This window comes from Streptomyces sp. TLI_105, assembly GCF_900105415.1.
Classification (GTDB): domain Bacteria; phylum Actinomycetota; class Actinomycetes; order Streptomycetales; family Streptomycetaceae; genus Streptomyces.
The window spans coordinates 6,240,109-6,260,639 of record NZ_FNSM01000001.1; the positions used below are offsets into that span (position 1 = coordinate 6,240,109).

General features: G+C 71.2%; 22 protein-coding genes. 16 read left to right on the top strand and 6 right to left on the bottom strand.

From position 1 onward, the window contains the following. Positions 1 to 35 precede the first annotated feature (35 nt). A complete protein-coding gene (tkt, locus tag BLW86_RS28490; protein ID WP_093876679.1) occupies positions 36 to 2,123 on the bottom strand; it encodes a transketolase in 2,088 nt (695 codons plus the stop codon). A gap of 341 nt (positions 2,124 to 2,464) precedes the next feature. On the opposite strand from tkt, the gene BLW86_RS28495 reads away from it, so the two are divergent. The 3 genes from BLW86_RS28495 (at position 2,465) to BLW86_RS28505 (ending at position 5,010) form a co-directional block, all read left to right on the top strand. Next, positions 2,465 to 3,418: a heme o synthase gene (locus BLW86_RS28495; protein ID WP_177181779.1), complete on the top strand. Its 954-nt coding sequence runs from the start codon at positions 2,465 to 2,467 to the stop codon at positions 3,416 to 3,418. A 100-nt stretch (positions 3,419 to 3,518) separates the two neighbouring features. Continuing rightward, positions 3,519 to 3,839 carry a hypothetical protein gene (locus tag BLW86_RS28500; protein WP_093876680.1) on the top strand — a complete coding sequence of 107 codons (321 nt, stop codon included), beginning with the start codon at positions 3,519 to 3,521 and terminating at the stop codon, positions 3,837 to 3,839. Between the two features lie 70 nt (positions 3,840 to 3,909). Continuing rightward, positions 3,910 to 5,010: an amidohydrolase family protein gene (locus BLW86_RS28505; protein ID WP_093876681.1), complete on the top strand. Its 1,101-nt coding sequence runs from the start codon at positions 3,910 to 3,912 to the stop codon at positions 5,008 to 5,010. Between the two features lie 102 nt (positions 5,011 to 5,112). Here BLW86_RS28505 and BLW86_RS28510 read toward each other — a convergent pair whose 3' ends face one another. The 3 genes from BLW86_RS28510 to BLW86_RS28520 all read right to left on the bottom strand — a co-directional run bounded on the left by BLW86_RS28510 (position 5,113) and on the right by BLW86_RS28520 (position 7,860). Then, positions 5,113 to 6,084, bottom strand: coding sequence for a COX15/CtaA family protein (locus BLW86_RS28510; protein ID WP_093876682.1), 972 nt, complete (start codon positions 6,082 to 6,084; stop codon positions 5,113 to 5,115). Positions 6,085 to 6,148: 64 nt separating this feature from the next. Then, complete coding sequence (locus BLW86_RS28515) at positions 6,149 to 6,913, bottom strand: ABC transporter permease (RefSeq protein ID WP_093876683.1); 765 nt, start codon at positions 6,911 to 6,913, stop codon at positions 6,149 to 6,151. Then, on the bottom strand, positions 6,910 to 7,860 hold the full coding sequence (locus tag BLW86_RS28520; RefSeq protein WP_093876684.1) for an ABC transporter ATP-binding protein: 951 nt from the start codon (positions 7,858 to 7,860) through the stop codon (positions 6,910 to 6,912). The genes BLW86_RS28515 and BLW86_RS28520 overlap by 4 nt, the downstream gene beginning before the upstream one ends. Positions 7,861 to 7,975: 115 nt before the next feature. On the opposite strand from BLW86_RS28520, the gene BLW86_RS28525 reads away from it, so the two are divergent. From BLW86_RS28525 to BLW86_RS28565, 9 genes are all read left to right on the top strand, one after another. Continuing rightward, positions 7,976 to 8,785: a DUF72 domain-containing protein gene (locus BLW86_RS28525; RefSeq protein WP_093876685.1), complete on the top strand. Its 810-nt coding sequence runs from the start codon at positions 7,976 to 7,978 to the stop codon at positions 8,783 to 8,785. 103 nt (positions 8,786 to 8,888) lie between these two features. Beyond that, entirely contained in the window at positions 8,889 to 9,614 is a 726-nt protein-coding gene (locus BLW86_RS28530) for a helix-turn-helix transcriptional regulator (protein WP_093876686.1), read from the top strand. Next, a complete protein-coding gene (sufB, locus tag BLW86_RS28535; RefSeq protein ID WP_093876687.1) occupies positions 9,611 to 11,026 on the top strand; it encodes a Fe-S cluster assembly protein SufB in 1,416 nt (471 codons plus the stop codon). The genes BLW86_RS28530 and sufB overlap by 4 nt, the downstream gene beginning before the upstream one ends. Positions 11,027 to 11,190: 164 nt before the next feature. Further along, the gene (gene sufD, locus BLW86_RS28540; protein ID WP_093876688.1) at positions 11,191 to 12,372 is read left to right on the top strand and encodes a Fe-S cluster assembly protein SufD; all 1,182 of its coding nucleotides are present in this window, start codon (positions 11,191 to 11,193) and stop codon (positions 12,370 to 12,372) included. Continuing rightward, complete coding sequence (locus BLW86_RS28545; protein WP_030692512.1) at positions 12,372 to 12,689, top strand: bifunctional 3-phenylpropionate/cinnamic acid dioxygenase ferredoxin subunit; 318 nt, start codon at positions 12,372 to 12,374, stop codon at positions 12,687 to 12,689. The genes sufD and BLW86_RS28545 overlap by 1 nt, the downstream gene beginning before the upstream one ends. A 7-nt stretch (positions 12,690 to 12,696) precedes the next feature. After that, a complete protein-coding gene (sufC, locus tag BLW86_RS28550; RefSeq protein WP_030692513.1) occupies positions 12,697 to 13,461 on the top strand; it encodes a Fe-S cluster assembly ATPase SufC in 765 nt (254 codons plus the stop codon). Continuing rightward, positions 13,458 to 14,726: a cysteine desulfurase gene (locus BLW86_RS28555; RefSeq protein ID WP_093876689.1), complete on the top strand. Its 1,269-nt coding sequence runs from the start codon at positions 13,458 to 13,460 to the stop codon at positions 14,724 to 14,726. The genes sufC and BLW86_RS28555 overlap by 4 nt, the downstream gene beginning before the upstream one ends. Positions 14,727 to 14,737: 11 nt before the next feature. Continuing rightward, positions 14,738 to 15,208, top strand: coding sequence for a Fe-S cluster assembly sulfur transfer protein SufU (gene sufU, locus BLW86_RS28560; RefSeq protein ID WP_093876690.1), 471 nt, complete (start codon positions 14,738 to 14,740; stop codon positions 15,206 to 15,208). Next, complete coding sequence (locus BLW86_RS28565) at positions 15,205 to 15,543, top strand: metal-sulfur cluster assembly factor (RefSeq protein ID WP_093876691.1); 339 nt, start codon at positions 15,205 to 15,207, stop codon at positions 15,541 to 15,543. The genes sufU and BLW86_RS28565 overlap by 4 nt, the downstream gene beginning before the upstream one ends. 52 nt (positions 15,544 to 15,595) lie before the next feature. Here BLW86_RS28565 and BLW86_RS28570 read toward each other — a convergent pair whose 3' ends face one another. Next, the gene (locus tag BLW86_RS28570) at positions 15,596 to 16,669 is read right to left on the bottom strand and encodes a DUF7847 domain-containing protein (RefSeq protein ID WP_093876692.1); all 1,074 of its coding nucleotides are present in this window, start codon (positions 16,667 to 16,669) and stop codon (positions 15,596 to 15,598) included. 63 nt (positions 16,670 to 16,732) lie between these two features. Between BLW86_RS28570 and BLW86_RS28575 the strand changes: the two genes are divergently transcribed. Genes BLW86_RS28575 through dapD form a run of 3 tightly spaced genes read left to right on the top strand, consistent with a single transcriptional unit; the run spans position 16,733 to position 18,677 of the window. Next, positions 16,733 to 17,056: a DMT family transporter gene (locus BLW86_RS28575; RefSeq protein ID WP_093876693.1), complete on the top strand. Its 324-nt coding sequence runs from the start codon at positions 16,733 to 16,735 to the stop codon at positions 17,054 to 17,056. Continuing rightward, complete coding sequence (locus BLW86_RS28580; protein WP_093876694.1) at positions 17,053 to 17,649, top strand: TetR/AcrR family transcriptional regulator; 597 nt, start codon at positions 17,053 to 17,055, stop codon at positions 17,647 to 17,649. Before BLW86_RS28575 ends, BLW86_RS28580 begins: the two co-directional genes overlap by 4 nt. A gap of 44 nt (positions 17,650 to 17,693) precedes the next feature. Next, positions 17,694 to 18,677 carry a 2,3,4,5-tetrahydropyridine-2,6-dicarboxylate N-succinyltransferase gene (gene dapD / locus BLW86_RS28585; protein ID WP_093876695.1) on the top strand — a complete coding sequence of 328 codons (984 nt, stop codon included), beginning with the start codon at positions 17,694 to 17,696 and terminating at the stop codon, positions 18,675 to 18,677. A 56-nt stretch (positions 18,678 to 18,733) separates the two neighbouring features. Here the strand turns inward: dapD and dapA are convergent, their stop codons facing one another. Further along, positions 18,734 to 19,645: a 4-hydroxy-tetrahydrodipicolinate synthase gene (gene dapA, locus BLW86_RS28590; RefSeq protein WP_093876696.1), complete on the bottom strand. Its 912-nt coding sequence runs from the start codon at positions 19,643 to 19,645 to the stop codon at positions 18,734 to 18,736. Between the two features lie 132 nt (positions 19,646 to 19,777). Here dapA and BLW86_RS28595 point away from each other — a divergent pair, with 132 nt between their 5' ends. Continuing rightward, a complete protein-coding gene (locus BLW86_RS28595; RefSeq protein WP_093876697.1) occupies positions 19,778 to 20,515 on the top strand; it encodes an SDR family NAD(P)-dependent oxidoreductase in 738 nt (245 codons plus the stop codon). Positions 20,516 to 20,531: the final 16 nt, after the last annotated feature.

Genomic DNA, 20,531 nt, shown 5'->3' on the forward strand with positions numbered 1-20,531 from the left:
GAGTTGCATCTCCAATTAAGTCGTACGTATGGACGTCAGCGCGCGGCGGCGGCCAGGGATTCCCGGGCGGCGGCGACGATCGCCTCCGGCGTGAACCCGAACTCGCGGAAGAGGACCTTCGCGTCCGCCGAGGCACCGAAGTGCTCCAGCGAGACGATCCGGCCGGCGTCACCGACGTACTTGTGCCACGTGAGACCGATGCCGGCCTCGACCGCGACGCGGGCCTTGACCGACGGCGGCAGGACCGAGTCCTTGTACGCCTGGTCCTGCTCCTCGAACCACTCCACGGACGGCATCGAGACCACACGGGTCGGGACGCCGACGGCCTGGAGCTGCTCCCGGGCCTCGACGGCCAGGTGCACCTCGGAGCCCGTGCCGATCAGCACGACCTCGGGCGTGCCGCCCTCCGCGTCGAACAGCACGTAGCCGCCCTTGACGGTGTCCTCGTTCGGGGCGTACGTCGGCACGCCCTGGCGGGTGAGCGCCAGACCGTGCGGGGCGCCCTTGCCGAAGACCTTGGTGTGCCGCTGCATGATCTCGCGCCAGGCGAGCGCCGTCTCGTTGGCGTCCGCCGGACGGACCACGTTCAGACCCGGGATCGCGCGCAGCGAGGCGAGGTGCTCCACCGGCTGGTGCGTCGGGCCGTCCTCGCCCAGACCGATCGAGTCGTGGGTCCAGACGTACGTCACCGGCAGGTGCATCAGCGCGGACAGCCGCACCGCGTTGCGCATGTAGTCGGAGAACACCAGGAAGGTGCCGCCGTAGACGCGCGTGTTGCCGTGCAGCGCGATGCCGTTCATCTCCGCGGCCATGGAGTGCTCGCGGATGCCGAAGTGGATCGTGCGGCCGTACTTGTCGGCCTCCGGCAGCGGGTTGCCCTCCGGCAGGAACGACGAGTCCTTGTCGATCGTCGTGTTGTTCGAGCCGGCGAGGTCGGCCGAGCCGCCCCACAGCTCCGGGATGACCGCGCCGAGCGCCTTGAGGACCTGGCCCGAGGCGGCACGGGTGGCGACACCCTTGCCCGTCTCGAAGACCGGGAGCTTCTCGGTCCAGCCGGCCGGCAGCTCGTTCGCCTGGATGCGGTCGAACTCGGCGGCGCGCTCCGGGTTGGCCGTACGCCACTCGGAGAGCTGCTTCTCCCACGCGGCGCGGGCCTCACGGCCGCGGTCGCCGAGCGCGCGGGTGTGCGCGATGACCTCGTCGGAGACCTCGAAGGTCTGCTCCGGGTCGAAGCCCAGGACGCGCTTGGTGGCCGCGATCTCCTCGTCGCCGAGCGCCGAGCCGTGCGCGGCCTCGGTGTTCTGCGCGTTCGGCGCCGGCCAGGCGATGATCGAGCGCATCGCGATGAACGACGGACGCTCGGTCTCGGCCTCGGCGGCCTTGATCGCCGCGTAGAGCGCGGCCGGGTCCAGGTCGCCGTCGGCCTTGGGCTCGACGCGCTGGACGTGCCAGCCGTACGCCTCGTACCGCTTCATCGTGTCCTCGGACACGGCGGTCTCGGTGTCGCCCTCGATCGAGATGTGGTTGTCGTCCCACAGCATGATCAGGTTGCCGAGCTTCTGGTGGCCGGCGAGCGAGGACGCCTCCGCGGAGATGCCCTCCTGCAGACAGCCGTCACCGGCGATCACGTAGATCCGGTGGTCGAACGGCGACGTGCCGTCGGCGGCCTCCGGGTCGAACAGACCGCGCTCGTAGCGGGCGGCCATCGCCATGCCCACGGCGTTGGCGACGCCCTGGCCCAGCGGGCCCGTGGTCGTCTCGACGCCCGCGGTGTGGCCGTACTCCGGGTGGCCCGGGGTCTTCGAGCCCCAGGTGCGGAAGGCCTTCAGGTCGTCCAGTTCGAGACCGAAGCCACCCAGGTAGAGCTGGGTGTAGAGGGTCAGGGACGAGTGGCCGGCGGAGAGGACGAACCGGTCACGCCCGACCCACTCGGGGTCGGCCGGGTCGTGCCGCATCACCTTCTGGAAGAGGGTGTACGCGGCAGGCGCAAGGCTCATCGCCGTACCGGGATGGCCGTTGCCGACCTTCTGTACGGCGTCCGCGGCCAGAAGGCGGGCGGTGTCGACGGCCCGCTGGTCCAATTCGGTCCACTCGAGGTCTGTGGTGGTCGGCTTAGTGCTCACCCTGGGTCAGGGCTCCTCTCCACATGTCTTGAGCCGGTGACTGAGGGTGTACCGGCGTTGTCGAGCCTACCCCCGTGGAACGCCCCTCTTTTCGTGTCCATGCCCCTCAAATGAGCGGAGAAATGAAAGGCCACAGCTAGAGTGCCGGTGGTCGCACGGGTTCGCCTCCCGAGGCGCGCCGGAAGCCGCCCCGAACCGTGTCCACCCCTTGGGACGCACCGCACCAACACGACCCCACCCCCGCGAAGATCGGCGTCTGGGCAACGTCTACAGTGGCGTGGTACGCGCAAGCTTCACCCCGTCTTCACCCGGGTGGCTTGCTGGGAATTTCTCTGTCAGGGGTGTGCGTGACGGCCGTCGAGTCCCGACCCGCAGGGGTCGTCTTGACTCCCAGCCCGGGGGGCCATAGGCCGTTCGGGGCCCGCGTCAAGGCATTCGTGGCGCTGACCAAGCCGCGAATCATCGAGCTGCTGCTCATCACGACCGTTCCGGTGATGTTCCTCGCCGAACAGGGTGTGCCGAACCTCTGGCTGGTGCTCGCCACCTGCTTCGGCGGCTACCTCTCGGCGGGCGGCGCCAACGCGCTGAACATGTACATCGACCGGGACATCGACGCCCTGATGGACCGCACGTCCCAGCGTCCGCTCGTCACGGGCGTGCTCACCCCGCGCGAGGGCCTGGTCTTCGGGCTCACCCTCGCCGTGGTCTCCACGCTCTGGTTCGGCCTGCTCGTCAACTGGCTGTCCGCCGCGCTCTCCCTCGGCGCGCTCCTCTTCTACGTCGTGGTCTACACGATGATCCTGAAGCGGCGCACCGCGCAGAACATCGTCTGGGGCGGCATCGCCGGCTGCCTGCCGGTGCTCATCGGCTGGTCGGCCGTGACCAACTCGATGTCGTGGGCCGCGGTCATCCTCTTCCTCGTCATCTTCTTCTGGACGCCGCCGCACTACTGGCCGCTGTCGATGAAGGTGAAGGAGGACTACGCGCGCGCGGGCGTGCCGATGCTGCCGGTCCTCGCCTCCAACAAGGTCGTCGCCAAGCAGATCGTGATCTACAGCTGGGTCATGGTCGCCGTCTCCCTGCTGCTCACCCCGCTGGGCTACACGGGCTGGTTCTACACCGCGGTGGCGCTGCTCACCGGCGGCTGGTGGCTCTGGGAGGCGCACGCGCTCCTCAACCGCGCCAAGGCGGAGGTGACGGGCGCCAAGCTCAAGGAGATGCGCCTCTTCCACTGGTCCATCACCTACGTCTCGCTGCTCTTCGTGGCGGTCGCGGTGGACCCCTTCCTGCGCTAGGCGCTCATCTGAGGACGGACGGCAGACGGCCGGGTCACGTGGGACAGCCCACATGGCCCGGCCGTCGCCAGTCGATCTACCCCTCGGTAGCATCCGTGTCATGGCAGAAACGAAGCAGGAAGAGCGCAGGGCGGCCAGGCTCGCCAAGGAGATCCAGGCCTTCTCCAAGGCGCACGGCGGCTGCGAGGGGCACCTCGCGCACATCGGCCAGGCGGGCACCCGGATCGTCCTGGTCGGCACCGACGGCGGCTGGGGCGACCTCGTCGCGCGCACGCACGAGATCGCGCGACAGGCAGCCGAGAAGGCCGGTCTGACCCTTCACGAGGAGTTCGACGGCGAGTTCGCCGCCAAGGTCGCCACGGGCCCGTACGAGTGGACCCGGATGGCCGGCATCCAGATCGGCGGCCCCTCCAACAGCTGAGGCGGCAACCTCGCGCGGGGCTCACCCGTTAGGACGTGTGGAGACACGTCCACACAGGGAGCCCCCCGAGATGATCGAGACGCCGCACCTGGTGGACCAGTACTGCCACGGGGTGCTCCGTACGGAGCTCGGCCTCGGCACCTTCGAGGCCCACCTCGGCGCCCACCTGGGCGGAGCCGCCGTCCTGCCCGCCGCGGGCACCACCTTCTTCGACACCCAGACCGGCTTCGCCGTGCGCCGCTGGTGCCCGCCGGTCCTCGGTCTGGAACCGCACTGCCCGCCCGCCCGCTACCTCGCCCGCCGTCGGGAGCTCGGCGCCGCCGAGGCCGGTCGCCGGCTCCTGCGCGCCTCCGGGATCTCCGCCTACCTGGTCGACACCGGCTTCCCCGGCGACCTCACGCCGCCCGCCGAGCTCGGCGCCGTCGGCGCCGCCGAGGCCCACGAGATCGTCCGCCTCGAACCACTCGCCGAGCAGGTCGCCGACACCTCGGGCACCGTCGAGGCCTTCCTCGCCCACCTCGCCGAGGCCGTCCACAGGGCCGCCGCCGGCGCCGTGGCCCTCTCCTCGGCCGAGGGAGTGCGTCGAGGGCTCGCGAGCGCGCCCGAGCCTCCCGGTCCGGGCGAGGTGCGCGGGGCCGCGGGGCGCTGGCTGGCCGCCCGCCCGGTCGGCGGTCCCCTCACCGACCCCGTCCTGCTGCGCCACCTGCTCTGGATCGCGGTCACCGCCGGGCGCCCCCTCCAGCTGCACACGGGGGACCGGGACCCGGCCGTCCTGGCCGGTTTCGCCGCCGCCACCACGGGGCTCGGCGCCGACCTCGTCCTGCTGCACGCCTATCCGCACCACCGGGCGGCGGCCCACCTGACCGGACTTCACCCGCACGTGTACGCCGACCTCGGCCCCGTACTCGCCCACACGGGGGCCCGGGCGGCGGCCGTCCTCGCCGAGGTCCTGGAGCGGGCGCCGTTCGGCAAGCTGCTGTTCTCCAGCGGCGCCCGGGGGCTGCCCGAGCTCCACGTGGTCGCGGCGAGCGCGTTCCGCTCGGCGCTCACCCGGGTGCTCGGGGAGTGGGTCATGGACGGCGCGTGGTCCCGCACGGACGCGCAGCGGGTGGCCGCGATGATCGCGGCGGACAACGCGAAACGGGTCTACCGGCTCGCGGGGAGCCGATAGACCCGTCGGGATTTTGGATCCTGGATACGGATCTTGGATCCTGGATCTTGAGTACGGATCCAGGATTCTGGATACGAATTTTGGATCCTGAATCCAAGGGCCTCAGGCCGTGGCCGCCAGCTCCGGGTCCGCCTGGGCCGGGATGCCGGGGGTGACGAGCGGACGCTCGCGCAGGCTCAGGGCGAGCCGCAGGACGGCGATCCACATCAGCGAGGAGCCGAGCATGTGGGCGGCGACCAGGAGCTCCGGGACGCCCGTGAAGTACTGGAGGTAACCGATCGCGCCCTGACCCACCAGCACGAGCAGCAGGTCGCGGGCGCGGGCCCTGGTGTCGTCGGGGGCGTCCACCACGCGCAGGACCAGCCACATGGCGAGTGCGAGGGCGCAGACGACCCAGGCGGCGATCGCGTGGACGTGGGCGGCGTTCGTCCAGTCCCACGGCATGCGCGGGACGTCGCTGCTGTCGCCGGCGTGCTTGCCGGCGCCGGTCACCGTCGTGCCGAGCACGATCAGCAGCGCGGAGACGATCGTGATCGCCCAGGACAGCTTCCGGACCGGGCCCGGCACGCGGGGCCGGGGGGCGGTGTCGCCCTCGCCGGTGCGGTGCCAGGTGATGACGGCGACCGTGAGCAGGGAGTTCGCGGCGAGGAAGTGGCCGGCCACCGTCCACGGGTTGAGGCCCATCCACACCGTGACGCCGCCGATGACGGCGTTGCTCATCACGATCCAGAACTGCGCCCAGCCGAGCCGGGTGAGCCCGCGCCGCCACGGCTTGGTGGACCGGGCGGCGATGATCGCCCAGCCGACCGCCGCCGACAGGACGTACGTCAGCATCCGGTTGCCGAACTCGATCGCGCCCCGGTAGCCCTGCTCGGGCGTGACGATGAGGCTGTCGTCCGTGCACTTCGGCCAGGTGTCGCAGCCGAGACCGGAACCGGTCAGCCGGACCGCGCCGCCCGTGACGATGATGAGCACGCTCATCACGACGGCGGCGAGCGCGGCGCGCCGGAGCGTCCGGGGGGACGGGGTCCAGCGCTGGGCGATGTAGGCGAGGGGGGTCTGCACGGGCCCTATCGTAGGGCGGCGCTTGTGCGCGCTTTCACGAGGGGGGCGTATATGGCGGAACGGAACCTTACGGTTACTCCCAGCGGAAGAACCGCGCCGCCGCCCCGAGCCCCAGGACCGCCCAGACGGCCAGGATCAGCGCGTCGCCCCACGGCATCGACGCCCCGTTCTGGAGGACGTCGCGCAGCCCGTCCGAGAGCGCGGAGATCGGGAGCAGCGCGAGCACGTCGCCCGCCGCGCCGAACCTCTCCAGCGGGACGATGACCCCGCCGCCCACCAGGAGCAGCAGGAAGACCAGGTTCGCGGCGGCCAGCGTGGCCTCGGCCTTCAGGGTGCCGGCCATCAGCAGGCCCAGGCCGGAGAAGGCGGCCGTGCCGAGGACCAGGAGCAGCAGGACGGACAGGGGGTTGCCGTGCGGGGACCAGCCGAGCGCCAGGGCGATCGCCGTCAGGAGCGCGACCTGGAGGACCTCGGTGACCAGGACGGAGAGCGTCTTGGCGGTCATGAGCGCCCAGCGGGGGAGCGGTGAGGCGCCGAGCCGCTTGAGCACCCCGTACCGCCGCTCGAAGCCGGTCGCGATGGCCTGGCCGGTGAAGGCGGTGGACAGCACGGCGAGCGCGAGGACGCCGGGGGCGAGGAAGTCGACGGCCTTGTCGGCGCCGGTGTCGACGATGTCGACGGTGGAGAACAGCACCAGGAGGAGGGACGGGATGATCACCGTGAGGAGGAGCTGCTCGCCGTTGCGCAGCAGCATCCTGGTCTCCAGGGCGGTCTGCGCGGCGATCATCCGCCCGACGGGGGCGGCCCCCGGCTTCGGGGTGTACGTACCAGTGCTCACGACCGCAGCTCCTTGCCGGTCAGCTCGAGGAAAACGTCTTCGAGGGTGTGGCGCTCGACCGCGATGCGGTCGGGCATGACGCCGTGCTGGGCGCACCAGGTGGTGACGGTGGCGAGCAGCTGGGGATCGACGGCGCCGGTGATCCGGTACGTGCCGGGCAGCGGTTCCGTGGCGGCCGAGCCGTCCGGGAGCGCCTTGAGCAGGGAGCCGAGGTCGAGGCCGGGGCGGCCGGAGAAGCGCAGGGTGTTCTCGGCGCCGCCGCGGCACAGCTCCTCGGGGCTGCCCTGGACGGCGACCCGGCCGGCGTCGACGATGGCGACGTCGTCGGCGAGTTCCTCGGCCTCCTGCATGAAGTGGGTGGTGAGGACCACGGTCACGCCGTCGGCGCGCAGCTCGCGGACCAGCTCCCAGGTGGAGCGGCGGGCCTGCGGGTCGAGTCCGGCGGTGGGCTCGTCGAGGAAGACGAGCTCGGGGCGGCCGACGACGGCCATGGCGAGCGCGAGGCGCTGCTGCTGGCCGCCGGAGAGCCGCCGGTAGGTCGTGCGGCCGCAGGAGCCGAGGCCGAGGCGTTCGATCAGGGCGTCGACGTCCAGCGGGTGGGCGTGGAGCTTCGCCATGTGGCGGAGCATCTCGTCGGCGCGGGCGCCGGAGTAGACGCCGCCGGACTGGAGCATCACGCCGATCCGGGGGCGCAGGGCGGCGGCGTCGGCGACCGGGTCGAGGCCCAGGACGCGGACGGTGCCGCCGTCGGGCCTGCGGTATCCCTCGCAGGTCTCGACGGTGGTGGTCTTGCCGGCCCCGTTGGGGCCGAGGACGGCGGTGACGGTGCCCGTGCGCACGTCGAGGTCGAGGCCGTCGACGGCGGTCTTGGCGCCGTACCGCTTGACCAGGCCGCGGACGCGGACGGCGGTGTCGGCGGATTCACTCGGTGCGGGCTTCCCGTGCATGCCGGGAAGTCTAAGGACCCGCCGGTACGGGACGGGCCGCGCCCCCGGCGAGGGGCGCCCGGGGCGGGACGGGGCGGTGCCGGATGAGCGGCCGCGGACGGGGCAGGGGCTCCGCATGACGGTTTTCGTGGGCACTTCGGGGTGGCAGTACAAGGACTGGCGGGGCACGTTCTACCCCGAGGGCGTGCCGCAGCGGCTCTGGCTGGAGGAGTACACGCGCCGGTTCGCCACCGTGGAGAACAACAGCGCCTTCTACGGGCTGCCCGAGCGGGACACCTTCGCCACCTGGCGGAAGCGGACGCCCGAGGGCTTCGTCATGGCGGTCAAGGCGAACCGCCGGCTGACGCACGTCGAGCGGCTGCGGGAGCCGGAGGAGCTGGTGGCGCAGCTGATGGGGCGGGCGGAGGCGCTCGGGGACCGGCTCGGGCCGGTCCTGCTCCAGTTCCCGCCGTCGCTGCGGGCCGACCCCGGGCTGCTCGACGCGGTCCTCGCCTGTTTCCCGGCGGGGGTGCGGGTCACCGTCGAGCCCCGGCACCCCTCGTGGTGGACGGACCGGACCGAGGCGGTGCTGGTGGAGAGGGGTGCCGCGCTCTGCTGGGCGGACCGGAAGTCGAGGCCGGTGACGCCGCTGTGGCGGACGGCGGACTGGGGCTATCTGCGGCTGCACGAGGGCCGGGCCCGGCCCTGGCCCGCGTACGGCCGCCGGGCGCTGGAGGGGTGGGCCGGGCGGATCGCCGGGAGCTGGCCGGAGGGGGCCGACGCGTACGTCTACTTCAACAACGATCCGGGCGTCGAGGCGGTCCGTGACGCGGCCTCCTTCCGCCGTCTGATGAGCGAGGCGGGCCGGACGGTGGCCGTGCCGGCCGAGCCGGCGGACGGCTGGGAAACCGCTGGTCGGGGCGGTCGCGATTCATCCCACGAATGATCGTTTTCGCAGGTCAGGTAAGCCTTACCTGAGTGACGTACCGCACCGTCACCGGCCAGGGCGCCGCTTGTCACTCCCCGATTAATTACGCAACAATGGTGTTGTGAAAAACGTTGGCGCGGCTCCGGTGGAGGAACTCGCGACCCGAGAGCGTTCCACGCGCAACCGGGTCGCGCGGTCGATCCTGGACCACGGGCCCTCGACCGTCGCCGACCTGGCCGCACGGCTCCGCCTTACCCAGGCCGCCGTTCGCCGCCACCTCGACTCGCTGGTCGCCGAGAACGTCGTCGAGGCCCGCGAGAAGCGCGTCTACGGGACCCGGGCCCGTGGCCGCCCCGCGAAGGTCTTCGCGCTCACCGACTGCGGCCGGGACGCCTTCGACCAGTCGTACGACTCCCTCGCCGTCGAGGCGCTCCGCTGGATCGAGCGCAACGCCGGAGGGGAGGCGGCCGTGGCCGCCTTCGCCCGCGACCGGATCGAGGCCCAGGCCGGGGCGTACCGCGAGGCCGTCGAGTCGGCCGAGCCCGCGCAGCGGACCGAGGCGCTGGCCAAGGCCCTCACGGCGGACGGGTACGCTGCCACTGCGCGGAACGCGCCGGTCGGCGAGCAGCTCTGCCAGCACCACTGCCCGGTCGCCCACGTCGCCGAGCAGTACCCCCAGCTGTGTGAGGCGGAGACGGAATTCTTCTCCCGCCTCCTGGGAACGCACGTCCAGCGTCTGGCCACCATCGCGCATGGTGACGGCGTCTGCACCACGTTCATCCCGCACAGCACCCCACAGACCACCGAAACAGCATCCGCAAGCACGGCCGGGAGGAACCCCGCATGACCACCGAGATCAGCCACCCCGAGCTCGAGGGCCTGGGTCGGTACGAGTACGGCTGGGCCGACTCCGACGCCGCCGGTGCCACTGCCAAGCGCGGTCTGAACGAGGACGTCGTCCGCGACATCTCCTCGAAGAAGAACGAGCCCGAGTGGATGCTCAAGCTGCGTCTCAAGGGTCTGCGCCTCTTCGGCAAGAAGCCCATGCCGACCTGGGGCTCCGACCTCTCCGGCATCGACTTCGACAACATCAAGTACTTCGTGCGGTCCACCGAGAAGCAGGCCGAGTCCTGGGAGGACCTGCCGGAGGACATCAAGAACACGTACGACAAGCTCGGCATCCCGGAGGCGGAGAAGCAGCGCCTCGTCGCCGGTGTCGCGGCCCAGTACGAGTCCGAGGTCGTCTACCACCAGATCCGCGAGGACCTGGAGGAGCAGGGCGTCATCTTCGTCGACACCGACACCGCGCTGAAGGAGCACGAGGAGCTCTTCAAGGAGTACTTCGGCACCGTCATCCCGGTCGGCGACAACAAGTTCGCCTCCCTGAACACGGCCGTCTGGTCCGGCGGCTCCTTCATCTACGTGCCGAAGGGCGTGCACGTCGAGATCCCGCTCCAGGCCTACTTCCGCATCAACACGGAGAACATGGGCCAGTTCGAGCGGACGCTGATCATCGTCGACGAGGACGCCTACGTCCACTACGTCGAGGGCTGCACCGCCCCGATCTACTCCTCCGACTCGCTGCACAGCGCCGTCGTCGAGATCATCGTGAAGAAGGGCGGCCGCTGCCGCTACACGACCATCCAGAACTGGTCGAACAACGTCTACAACCTGGTGACCAAGCGCGCCGTCGCCTACGAGGGCGCCACCATGGAGTGGGTCGACGGCAACATCGGCTCCAAGGTCACCATGAAGTACCCGGCCGTCTACCTGATGGGCGAGCACGCCAAGGGCGAGACCCTCTCCATCGCCTTCGCGGGCGAGGGCCAGCACCAGGACGCCGGCGCCAAGATGGTCCACATGGCCCCGAACACCTCCTCCAACATCGTCTCCAAGTCGGTGGCGCGAGGCGGCGGCCGCACCTCCTACCGCGGTCTCATCGAGATCGGCGAGGGCGCCCCGGGCGCCAAGTCCAACGTCCTGTGCGACGCGCTGCTCGTCGACACGATCTCCCGCTCCGACACGTACCCCTACGTGGACGTGCGCGAGGACGACGTCTCCATGGGCCACGAGGCCACCGTCTCCAAGGTCTCCGAGGACCAGCTCTTCTACCTGATGAGCCGCGGCCTCACCGAGTTCGAGGCCATGGCGATGATCGTCCGCGGCTTCGTCGAGCCCATCGCCAAGGAGCTCCCCATGGAGTACGCCCTGGAGCTCAACCGGCTGATCGAGCTGCAGATGGAAGGCGCGGTGGGCTAGAGCGCCCCGCAGACCAGGCAAACGACCCGGGCTCAGTCGCTGAGCCCCGCGAGCCCGCCGCACGACGGCAGGTCTCCGGCCGGCGCCGCAAGGCGCCCGCCGGACCGGCCCACCGCACGGGGCGGGCCCGTAAGACGAGGCAGGAAGAGAGCAACACGACAGCCATGGCTGAGGCTCAGAACATCCCGGCGGGGTCCACCACCGCCGGCTCGATCGCGGTGGCCGCCGAGTCCACCGTCGCCACGCGCATGAGCGCGCCCCCGTCCTTCGACGTCGCGGACTTCCCCGTCCCGCACGGCCGCGAGGAGGAGTGGCGGTTCACCCCGCTGGCGCGCCTGCGCGGCCTCCACGACGGCACCGCCGTCGTCTCCGGCGAGGGCGTCAAGGTCGAGGTCGAGGCCCCCGAGGGCGTCACCGTGGAGACCGTCGGCCGCGACGACGAGCGCCTCGGCAAGGCCGGCACGCCCGTCGACCGCGTCGCCGCCCAGGCGTACTCCTCCTTCGAGAAGGCCTCGGTCGTCACCGTCGCCAAGGAGACGGTGCTCACCGAGCCGATCCGGATCTCCGTGCACGGCCAGGGCGGCGTCGCCTTCGGCCACCAGGTGATCGAGCTCGGCGCCTTCGCCGAGGCCGTCGTGGTCCTCGACCACACCGGTGACGCCGTGCTCGCCGCCAACGTGGACTACGTCCTCGGCGACGGCGCCAAGCTGACCGTCGTCTCCGTCCAGGACTGGGACGAGAAGGCCGTCCACGTCGCCCAGCACAACGCGCTGGTCGGCCGCGACGCCTCCTTCAAGTCGGTCGTGGTCACCTTCGGCGGCGACGTCGTCCGCATCCACCCGCGGGTGTCGTACGCGGCCCCCGGCGGCGAGGCCGAGCTCTTCGGTCTGTACTTCACCGACGCCGGCCAGCACCAGGAGCACCGCCTCCTGGTCGACCACAACACCCCGCACTGCAAGTCCAACGTGGCCTACAAGGGCGCGCTGCAGGGCCAGGACGCGCACGCCGTCTGGATCGGCGACGTGCTCATCCAGGCCGCCGCCGAGGGCACCGACACGTACGAGCTCAACCGGAACCTGGTCCTCACGGACGGTGCCCGGGTCGACTCCGTGCCGAACCTGGAGATCGAGACCGGCGAGATCGCCGGCGCCGGTCACGCCTCGGCCACCGGCCGCTTCGACGACGAGCAGCTCTTCTACCTGATGGCCCGCGGCATCCCGGAGACCGAGGCCCGCCGCCTCGTCGTCCGCGGCTTCTTCGCGGAGCTCGTCCAGCAGATCGGTCTGCCGGACGTCCAGGAGCGACTCCTCGCCAAGATCGAGGCCGAGCTGGAGGCCTCCGTCTGATGGCCTTCGTCCGAGTCTGCGCGCTGAGCGAGCTGGAGGCCGACACCCCGAAGCGGGTCGAGGTCGACGGCACGCCGGTGTCGGTCGTGCACACCGAGGGCGAGGTGTACGCGATCAACGACATCTGCTCGCACGCGAACGTCTCCCTCTCGGAGGGCGAGGTCGAGGACTGCGCGATCGAGTGCTGGCTGCACGGCTCCAGCTTCGACCTGCGCACGGGCAAGCCCTCCGGCCTTCCCGCGACGCGCCCCGTCCCCGTATACCCCGTAAAGATCGAAGGGGACGATGTGCTCGTCTCCGTCACCCAGGAGTCCTGAGTCACCCATGGCTACGCTTGAAATCCACGACCTGCACGTCTCCGTCGAGGCGGAGAACGGCCCCCGCGAGATCCTCAAGGGCGTCGACCTGACCATCAAGCAGGGCGAGACCCACGCCGTCATGGGCCCCAACGGCTCCGGCAAGTCGACCCTGGCGTACTCCCTCGCCGGTCACCCGAAGTACACGGTCACCGGCGGCACCGTCACCCTCGACGGTGAGGACGTCCTGGAGATGTCGGTCGACGAGCGCGCCCGCGCCGGCGTCTTCCTCGCCATGCAGTACCCGGTCGAGGTCCCCGGCGTCTCGGTCTCCAACTTCCTGCGCACCTCCGCCACCGCCGTCCGCGGCGAGGCACCCAAGCTGCGCACCTGGGTGAAGGAGGTCAAGTCCGCCATGGAGCAGCTCCAGATGGACCCGGCCTTCGCCGAGCGCAACGTCAACGAGGGCTTCTCCGGCGGTGAGAAGAAGCGCCACGAGATCCTCCAGCTGGAGCTCCTCAAGCCGAAGATCGCGATCCTCGACGAGACCGACTCGGGCCTCGACGTCGACGCCCTGCGCATCGTCTCCGAGGGCGTCAACCGCGTCCGGGAGACCGGTGAGGTCGGCACCCTGCTGATCACCCACTACACGCGCATCCTGCGCTACATCAAGCCCGACTTCGTGCACGTCTTCGCCAACGGCCGCATCGCCGAGTCCGGCGGCGCCGAGCTCGCCGACGTCCTGGAGAACGAGGGCTACGACAAGTACGTGAAGGGTGGCGCATCCGCGTGACTTCCGCCCATCAGGGGCTGACCGGCCTCCTCGACACCGAGGCGATCCGCAAGGACTTCCCGCTCCTGGATCGCGTGGTCCACGACGGCAAGAAGATCGTGTACCTCGACTCCGCGGCGACCTCGCAGAAGCCGCGCCAGGTCCTCGACGCGCTCAACCAGTACTACGAGCGTCACAACGCCAACGTCCACCGCGGCGTCTACACGGTCGCCGAGGAGGCGACGGCGCTGTACGAGGGCGCCCGTGACAAGGTCGCGGCCTTCATCAACGCGCCGAGCCGCGACGAGGTGATCTTCACCAAGAACGCCTCCGAGTCGCTCAACCTCGTGGCCAACATGCTGGGCTGGGCCGATGAGCCCTACCGCGTGGACCACGAGACCGAGATCGCCATCACGGAGATGGAGCACCACTCCAACATCGTGCCGTGGCAGCTGCTCTCGCAGCGCACGGGCGCGAAGCTGAAGTGGTTCGGCCTCACCGACGACGGCCGTCTCGACCTCTCGAACATCGAGGAGGTCATCACCGAGAAGACCAAGATCGTCTCGTTCACGCTGGTCTCGAACCTGCTCGGCACGGTCAACCCGGTGGAGACGATCATCCGCCGCGCCCAGGAGGTCGGTGCGCTCGTCTGCATCGACGCCTCCCAGGCGGCCCCGCACATGGTCCTGGACGTCCAGGCGCTCCAGGCCGACTTCGTGGCCTTCACCGGCCACAAGATGTGCGGCCCGACCGGCATCGGCGTGCTGTGGGGACGGCAGGAGCTCCTGGAGGACCTCCCGCCCTTCCTCGGCGGCGGCGAGATGATCGAGACCGTCTCGATGCACTCCTCGACGTACGCGCCGGCCCCGCACAAGTTCGAGGCGGGTACGCCCCCGATCGCCCAGGCCGTCGGCCTCGGCGCGGCCGTGGACTACCTGTCGGCGATCGGCATGGAGAACATCGCGCGCCACGAGCACGCGATCACCGAGTACGCCGTCCGGCGCCTCCAGGAGGTGCCCGACCTGCGGATCATCGGCCCCACCACGGCCGAGGACCGCGGCGCGGCGATCTCCTTCACGCTGGGCGACATCCACCCGCACGACGTGGGCCAGGTCCTCGACGAGCAGGGCATCGCGGTCCGGGTCGGCCACCACTGCGCGCGGCCGGTCTGCCTTCGGTACGGAATTCCTGCGACCACGCGGGCGTCGTTCTATCTGTACTCCACTCCGGCCGAGGTCGACGCCCTGGTCGAGGGACTGGAGCACGTCCGTAACTTCTTCGGCTAGGGGAACGGCTCGTGAAGCTGGATTCGATGTACCAGGACGTCATCCTGGACCACTACAAGCACCCCCACGGGCGCGGTCTTCGGGACGGCGACGCCGAGGTGCACCACGTCAACCCGACGTGCGGCGACGAGATCACGCTCCGCGTGAAGTACGACGGCTCGCGCATCGAGGACGTGTCGTACGAGGGCCAGGGCTGCTCCATCAGCCAGGCCTCGGCCTCCGTCCTCAACGAGCTGCTCGTCGGCAAGGAGCTGGCCGAGGCGCAGAAGATCCAGGGCACCTTCCTGGAGCTGATGCAGTCCAAGGGCCAGATCGAGCCGGACGAGGCGATGGAGGAGGTCCTGGAGGACGCGGTCGCGTTCGCCGGGGTCTCCAAGTACCCGGCCCGTGTGAAGTGCGCGCTGCTCAGCTGGATGGCGTGGAAGGACGCGACCGCCCAGGCGCTGGGAGACTCCGACAAGTCTGTGAGGAAGTCGGCATGATCGAGAACGCCGAGGCCACGATGAAGCCGGCCTCCGAGGAAGAGGTCCGTGAGGCCCTGTACGACGTCGTCGACCCCGAGCTGGGCATCGACGTCGTCAACCTGGGCCTGATCTACGGCATCCACATCGACGACTCGAACGTCGCGACGCTGGACATGACCCTGACGTCGGCGGCCTGTCCGCTGACCGATGTGATCGAGGACCAGGCGAAGTCCGCGACGGACGGCATCGTCAGCGAGCTGAAGATCAACTGGGTCTGGATGCCCCCGTGGGGTCCGGACAAGATCACGGACGACGGCCGCGAGCAGCTGCGCGCGCTCGGCTTCAACGTCTGATCCGTTCGCGGATGAACGGCCGTGTCCTTCGGGGCACGGCCGTTCCGCGTTTCTAGAGGAATCCGGCCGCCCGGGCCAGCTCCGGGGCCAGGTTCTCCTTGCGGATGCGCTGGTCGACGTAGAGCAGGCCGGTGACGATCGGCGGGAAGAGCGAGGCGACCGCCTGGGTGATCATCTGGCCGATGGCCAGGACGCCGATGAGGGCCGCCAGGGAGGCGATCAGGGCGCCCCGGTCCTCACCGGAGAAGTCGGCGGTCGAGAGCGGGGCCGAGACCAGCAGCGAGAGCAGCTGCTGGATCAACCAGCTCGCCACGGAGGCCATCAGGCCGGCCGCGAGCAGGTAGCCGAACACGCGCCACCAGGAGCCGCGGACCAGGGACGAGGAGCGGCGCATCGAGGCGACGGCGCCCTGCCCCTCGATCACCGCCGCCGCCGGGGCCAGGCTGAACTTCACCCAGATCCACATCGCGAGCGGGGCGATGAGCAGAGCCAGACCGATGGCGGCCAGGGGGACGAGCAACAGGCCGGTCACCGGGGTGCCCGTCGCGTCGTCCGCGGCCAGGAGCAGCGCCGTGACCATCCAGGCGAAGGCCACGAGGAACAGCACCATCGGGACCACCAGAGCCAGGCCCGTCAGCACCACCGTGCCCAGGACGGCCGGCATCCGGGACCAGGCGCGGCGCCAGACCGCGCCGAAGGTCGTGGGCCGGCCGAGGACCGCTTCCTGGACCACGGCCGGACAGGCCGCCGCCACCACGGCGCTCGCGCAGAGCATCGCGATCATCGCGGCGAGCCAGACGCAGACGAAGGCGACGATCAGCGGCCGGACGTCGTCCCACCGGGGCTCCTGGCCTTCCGGCAGGTCGAACACGGCGGGGAAGGCGTCGCCGACGGCCGTGTACGCGATGCCGGCCGCCACGCCGACGATCAGGAGCGCGGCGCCGTAGACGACGCCCGTCACGCCGAGCAACTGCTTCCAGTAGCGCCCGAAGGTCGCGAAGGCGCCGCTCAGGATCGTGCCGAAGCCGAGCGGCGCCAGGGGTATCACGCCGGGCTTCGGCGGCGGAGGCGGCGGCGGGTAGCCGTAGCCGTACGGCGGACCCGGCGGGCCTGGGGGATAGGTCATGCGGGACACCGTATCGGTGACCGTCGTGTACGCCCGTAGACAGCGCTGTGTACGCTCGTACGCATGGGCTACGGACTGCTCGCGGGTGCCATTGCGGCGGAGATACTCGCCACCACCTCGATGAAGTACAGCGAGGGCTTCACCAAGCTCTGGCCCTCCGTCGTCACCGGCATGGGCTACCTCCTGGCCTTCGTGCTCCTCGCCCGGGCGCTCAAGACGCTCGAGGTCGGTACCGCCTACGCCATCTGGTCCGGGGCCGGCACCGCCGTCGTCGCCCTCATCGGCTACCTCTTCCTCGGCGAGAGCCTCGGCGCCGCCAAGATCGCCGGAATCGTCCTCATCGTCGCCGGGGTCGCCGTCCTCAACCTCGGCGGCGCGCACTCATGACACGGGCCCGGAGACACGACCCCGGACGGCGCGAGCGGATCGTCGACGCCGCCCTCGCCGTCGTCGGCCGCGCAGGGATCGCCGGCCTCAGCCACCGCACGGTGGCCGTCGAGGCCGACGTGCCGCTCGGCTCCACCACGTACCACTTCGCCTCCCTCGACGAACTCCTCGTCGCGGCGCTCCGCCGGGTCAACGGCACCTTCGGGGCCCGGCTGCGGCAGGGCCCCGAGCTCGACGCGCCCGACCTCGCCGCCGGCCTCGCCGCGCTCATGGGGGAGTGGCTGGGCGCCGAACCCACCGGCGTGGAGCTGGAGTACGAGCTCTACCTGGCCGCCCTGCGCCGCCCCGCCCTGCGTCCCGTCGCCGCCGAATGGGCCGACGAGGTCGTCGCCGCCCTCGCCCCGCGCACCGGACCCGTCACCGCCCGCGCCCTGGTCGCCCTCATGGACGGCATCAGCCTCCAGGTGCTGCTCACCGGTGCCCCGTACGACGAGGGGTACGCCCGGGAGATGCTGGCCCGGCTCCTGAACGAAGACCCGAAACGACAGGCCGGGACCTCGTCGGAACCGCCCACGGACCCGACCGACACCTGAGACCGGTTGGCCCGGGCAGGGGGCCGCCCGTTAGGTTTTCCGTCATGACCACTGCTCCTCGCACCACCGGCGCCGTCGCCGCCGGCCTCGCCACCATCGCCGGTGACGGCACCGTTCTCGACACCTGGTTCCCCGCCCCCGAGCTGACCGAGGCCGCCGGCCCGGCCGGCACCGAGCGCCTCACCCCCGAGGAGGCCGTCGACGCCCTCGGCGAGGGCGCCGCCAAGGCCCTCGGCGTGGACGCCCGCCGGGGCGTCGAGGTGGTCGCCGTCCGCACCGTCATCGCCTCGCTCGACGAGAAGCCGCTCGACGCCCACGACGCCTACCTGCGCCTCCACCTGCTCAGCCACCGGCTGGTCAAGCCGCACGGCCAGAGCCTGGACGGCGTCTTCGGCCTGCTCGCCAACGTCGCCTGGACCTCGCTCGGTCCGGTCGCCGTCGACGACATCGAGAAGGTGCGGCTCAACGCCCGCGCCGAGGGCCTGCAGCTTTCGGTCACCTCGATCGACAAGTTCCCGCGCATGACCGACTACGTCGTGCCCGCCGGCGTCCGCATCGCCGACGCCGACCGCGTCCGCCTCGGCGCCCACCTCGCCGCCGGCACCACCGTCATGCACGAGGGCTTCGTCAACTTCAACGCCGGCACCCTCGGCACCTCCATGGTCGAGGGCCGCATCTCCGCCGGCGTCGTCGTCGGCAACGGCTCCGACATCGGCGGCGGCGCCTCCACCATGGGCACCCTCTCCGGCGGCGGCAACGTCGTCATCTCGATCGGCGAGCGCTGCCTCATCGGCGCCGAGGCGGGCGTCGGCATCGCGCTGGGCGACGAGGTCGTCGTCGAGGCCGGCCTGTACGTCACCGCCGGCACCCGGGTCACCATGCCCGACGGCCAGATCGTGAAGGCCCGCGAGCTCTCCGGCGCCTCCAACATCCTCTTTCGCCGCAACTCGGTCACCGGCGCCGTCGAGGCCCGCCCGAACAACGCGGTCTGGGGCGGACTGAACGACATCCTGCACAGCCACAACTGAGGCACCGGCAGGACGGGCCGACCGCCCGCCCCGGCCTCACACGGCCGGGAGGGCGGTCAGCCGACCGCGGTCCCCGGGCGCGGCCCCACCGGTGACTCCGCCCGGACCAGCGCCCCGTGCGCCGCGCGCAGCGCGTCGGCCGTCTCCCGGTCGGCGGGCCGCAGCGGTTCGCGCACCGGGCCGCCGAGGAGCGCCTTCGCGGTCACCGTGCCCGGCAGGCCCGAGGCCATCATCAGCTCGGCCAGCGGCAGGAGCTCGGCGTTGAGCCGGGCCGCGCCCGCGGTGTCGCCCGCGTCGAAGGCGTCCAGGACCGCGCGCAGCCGGCGCGGTGCCACGTTCGCCACCGTACTGACGTAGCCGGCGCCGCCCACCGCGTACAGCGGCAGGTTCAGCTCCTCGCTCCCGGAGTAGTAGGCGAGGCCCGTCTCCGCGATCAGCCGGGCCGAACCGAGCAGGTCGTACGCGCAGTCCTTCACCGCCACGATCCGCGGGTGCCGGGCGAGCCGTCGCATCGTCGCGGGCTCGACCCGGGTGCCGGTGCGGCCGGGGATGTCGTAGACCATCACCGGCAGCCCGGTCGCGTCCGCGACCTTCAGGAAGTGCGCCTCGACGGCCGACTGCGGGGGACGGCTGTAGTACGGGGTGACGACGAGCAGCCCGTCCGCCCCCGCCTCCTCGGCCTGCCGGGCCAGCTCCACGGTGTGGCGGGTGTCGGCGGTGCCCACCCCCGTCAGGACCGACGGGCCGGGGCCGACCGCCTCGCGGACGGCGCGGACGAGCGCGGCCTTCTCGGCGTCGGTGGTGGTCGGGGACTCGCCCGTCGTGCCGTTGAGGGCCAGGCCGTCGCAGCCCTCCGCGACGAGCCGGACGGCGAGTTCCCCCGCCGCGTCGAGGTCGAGCGCGCCGGCGGCGGTGAACGGGGTGATCATCGCGCAGAGGGCGCGCCCGAAGGGGCGTTCAGTGTTCATTCGTGAAGTCTGTGCGCGAGCGACCGTGAAGGTCCACTTAGATCTGCTTGGTTCGAGAATTCAGTTTCTGTGAACGATGCCTTCTGGCATGATCGGTCGGGCGCGACAGGGGGACATGGAGAACAGCACAGCATGAGCGAACAGCGCGTCGCACTCGTCACCGGATCGTCCTCGGGCATCGGCGCCGCCGTCGCCCGCCGCCTCGCCGGGGCCGGCTACCGGGTCGCGGTCAACTCCGCGCGCTCCGTCGAGGCCGGCGAACGCCTCGCCGCCGAACTGCCCGGCGCCGTCTACCTCCGGGCGGACGTCTCCGACGAGAACCAGGCCAAGGACCTCGTGGAGCGGACCGTGGAGGCCCTCGGCCGCCTCGACCTCCTCGTCAACTGCGCGGGCACCACCCGGTTCATCCCCCACGACGACCTCGAAGCCGCCTCGCCCAAGGTCTGGCGCCACCTCTACGACGTCAACGTCATCGGCGTCTGGCAGACCGTCACCGCCGCCGTCCCGCACCTGCGGAAGACCCGCGGCAGCGTCGTCACCGTCTCCTCCCAGGCCGGCGTCCGGCCCGGCGGCAGCTCCATCCCGTACGCCGTCTCCAAGGCCGCCGTCAACCACATGACGAAGCTCCTCGCGAAGACCCTCGGCCCCGACGTCCGCGTCAACGCGGTCGCGCCCGGCCTCGTCGACACCCCCTGGTTCGACGGCGTCGAGGGCGCCGACGCCGCCAAGGAGCACGTGGCCGGGGTCGTCCCGCTGCGCCGGGTCGGCCGCCCCGAGGACATCGCCGGCGCCGTCTTCGACCTGGCCCACGCCTCGTACATCACCGGGGAGGTCCTCCTCGTCGACGGCGGCGGGCACCTGCTCGGTTAGAGCGCCCGCCTGCTTG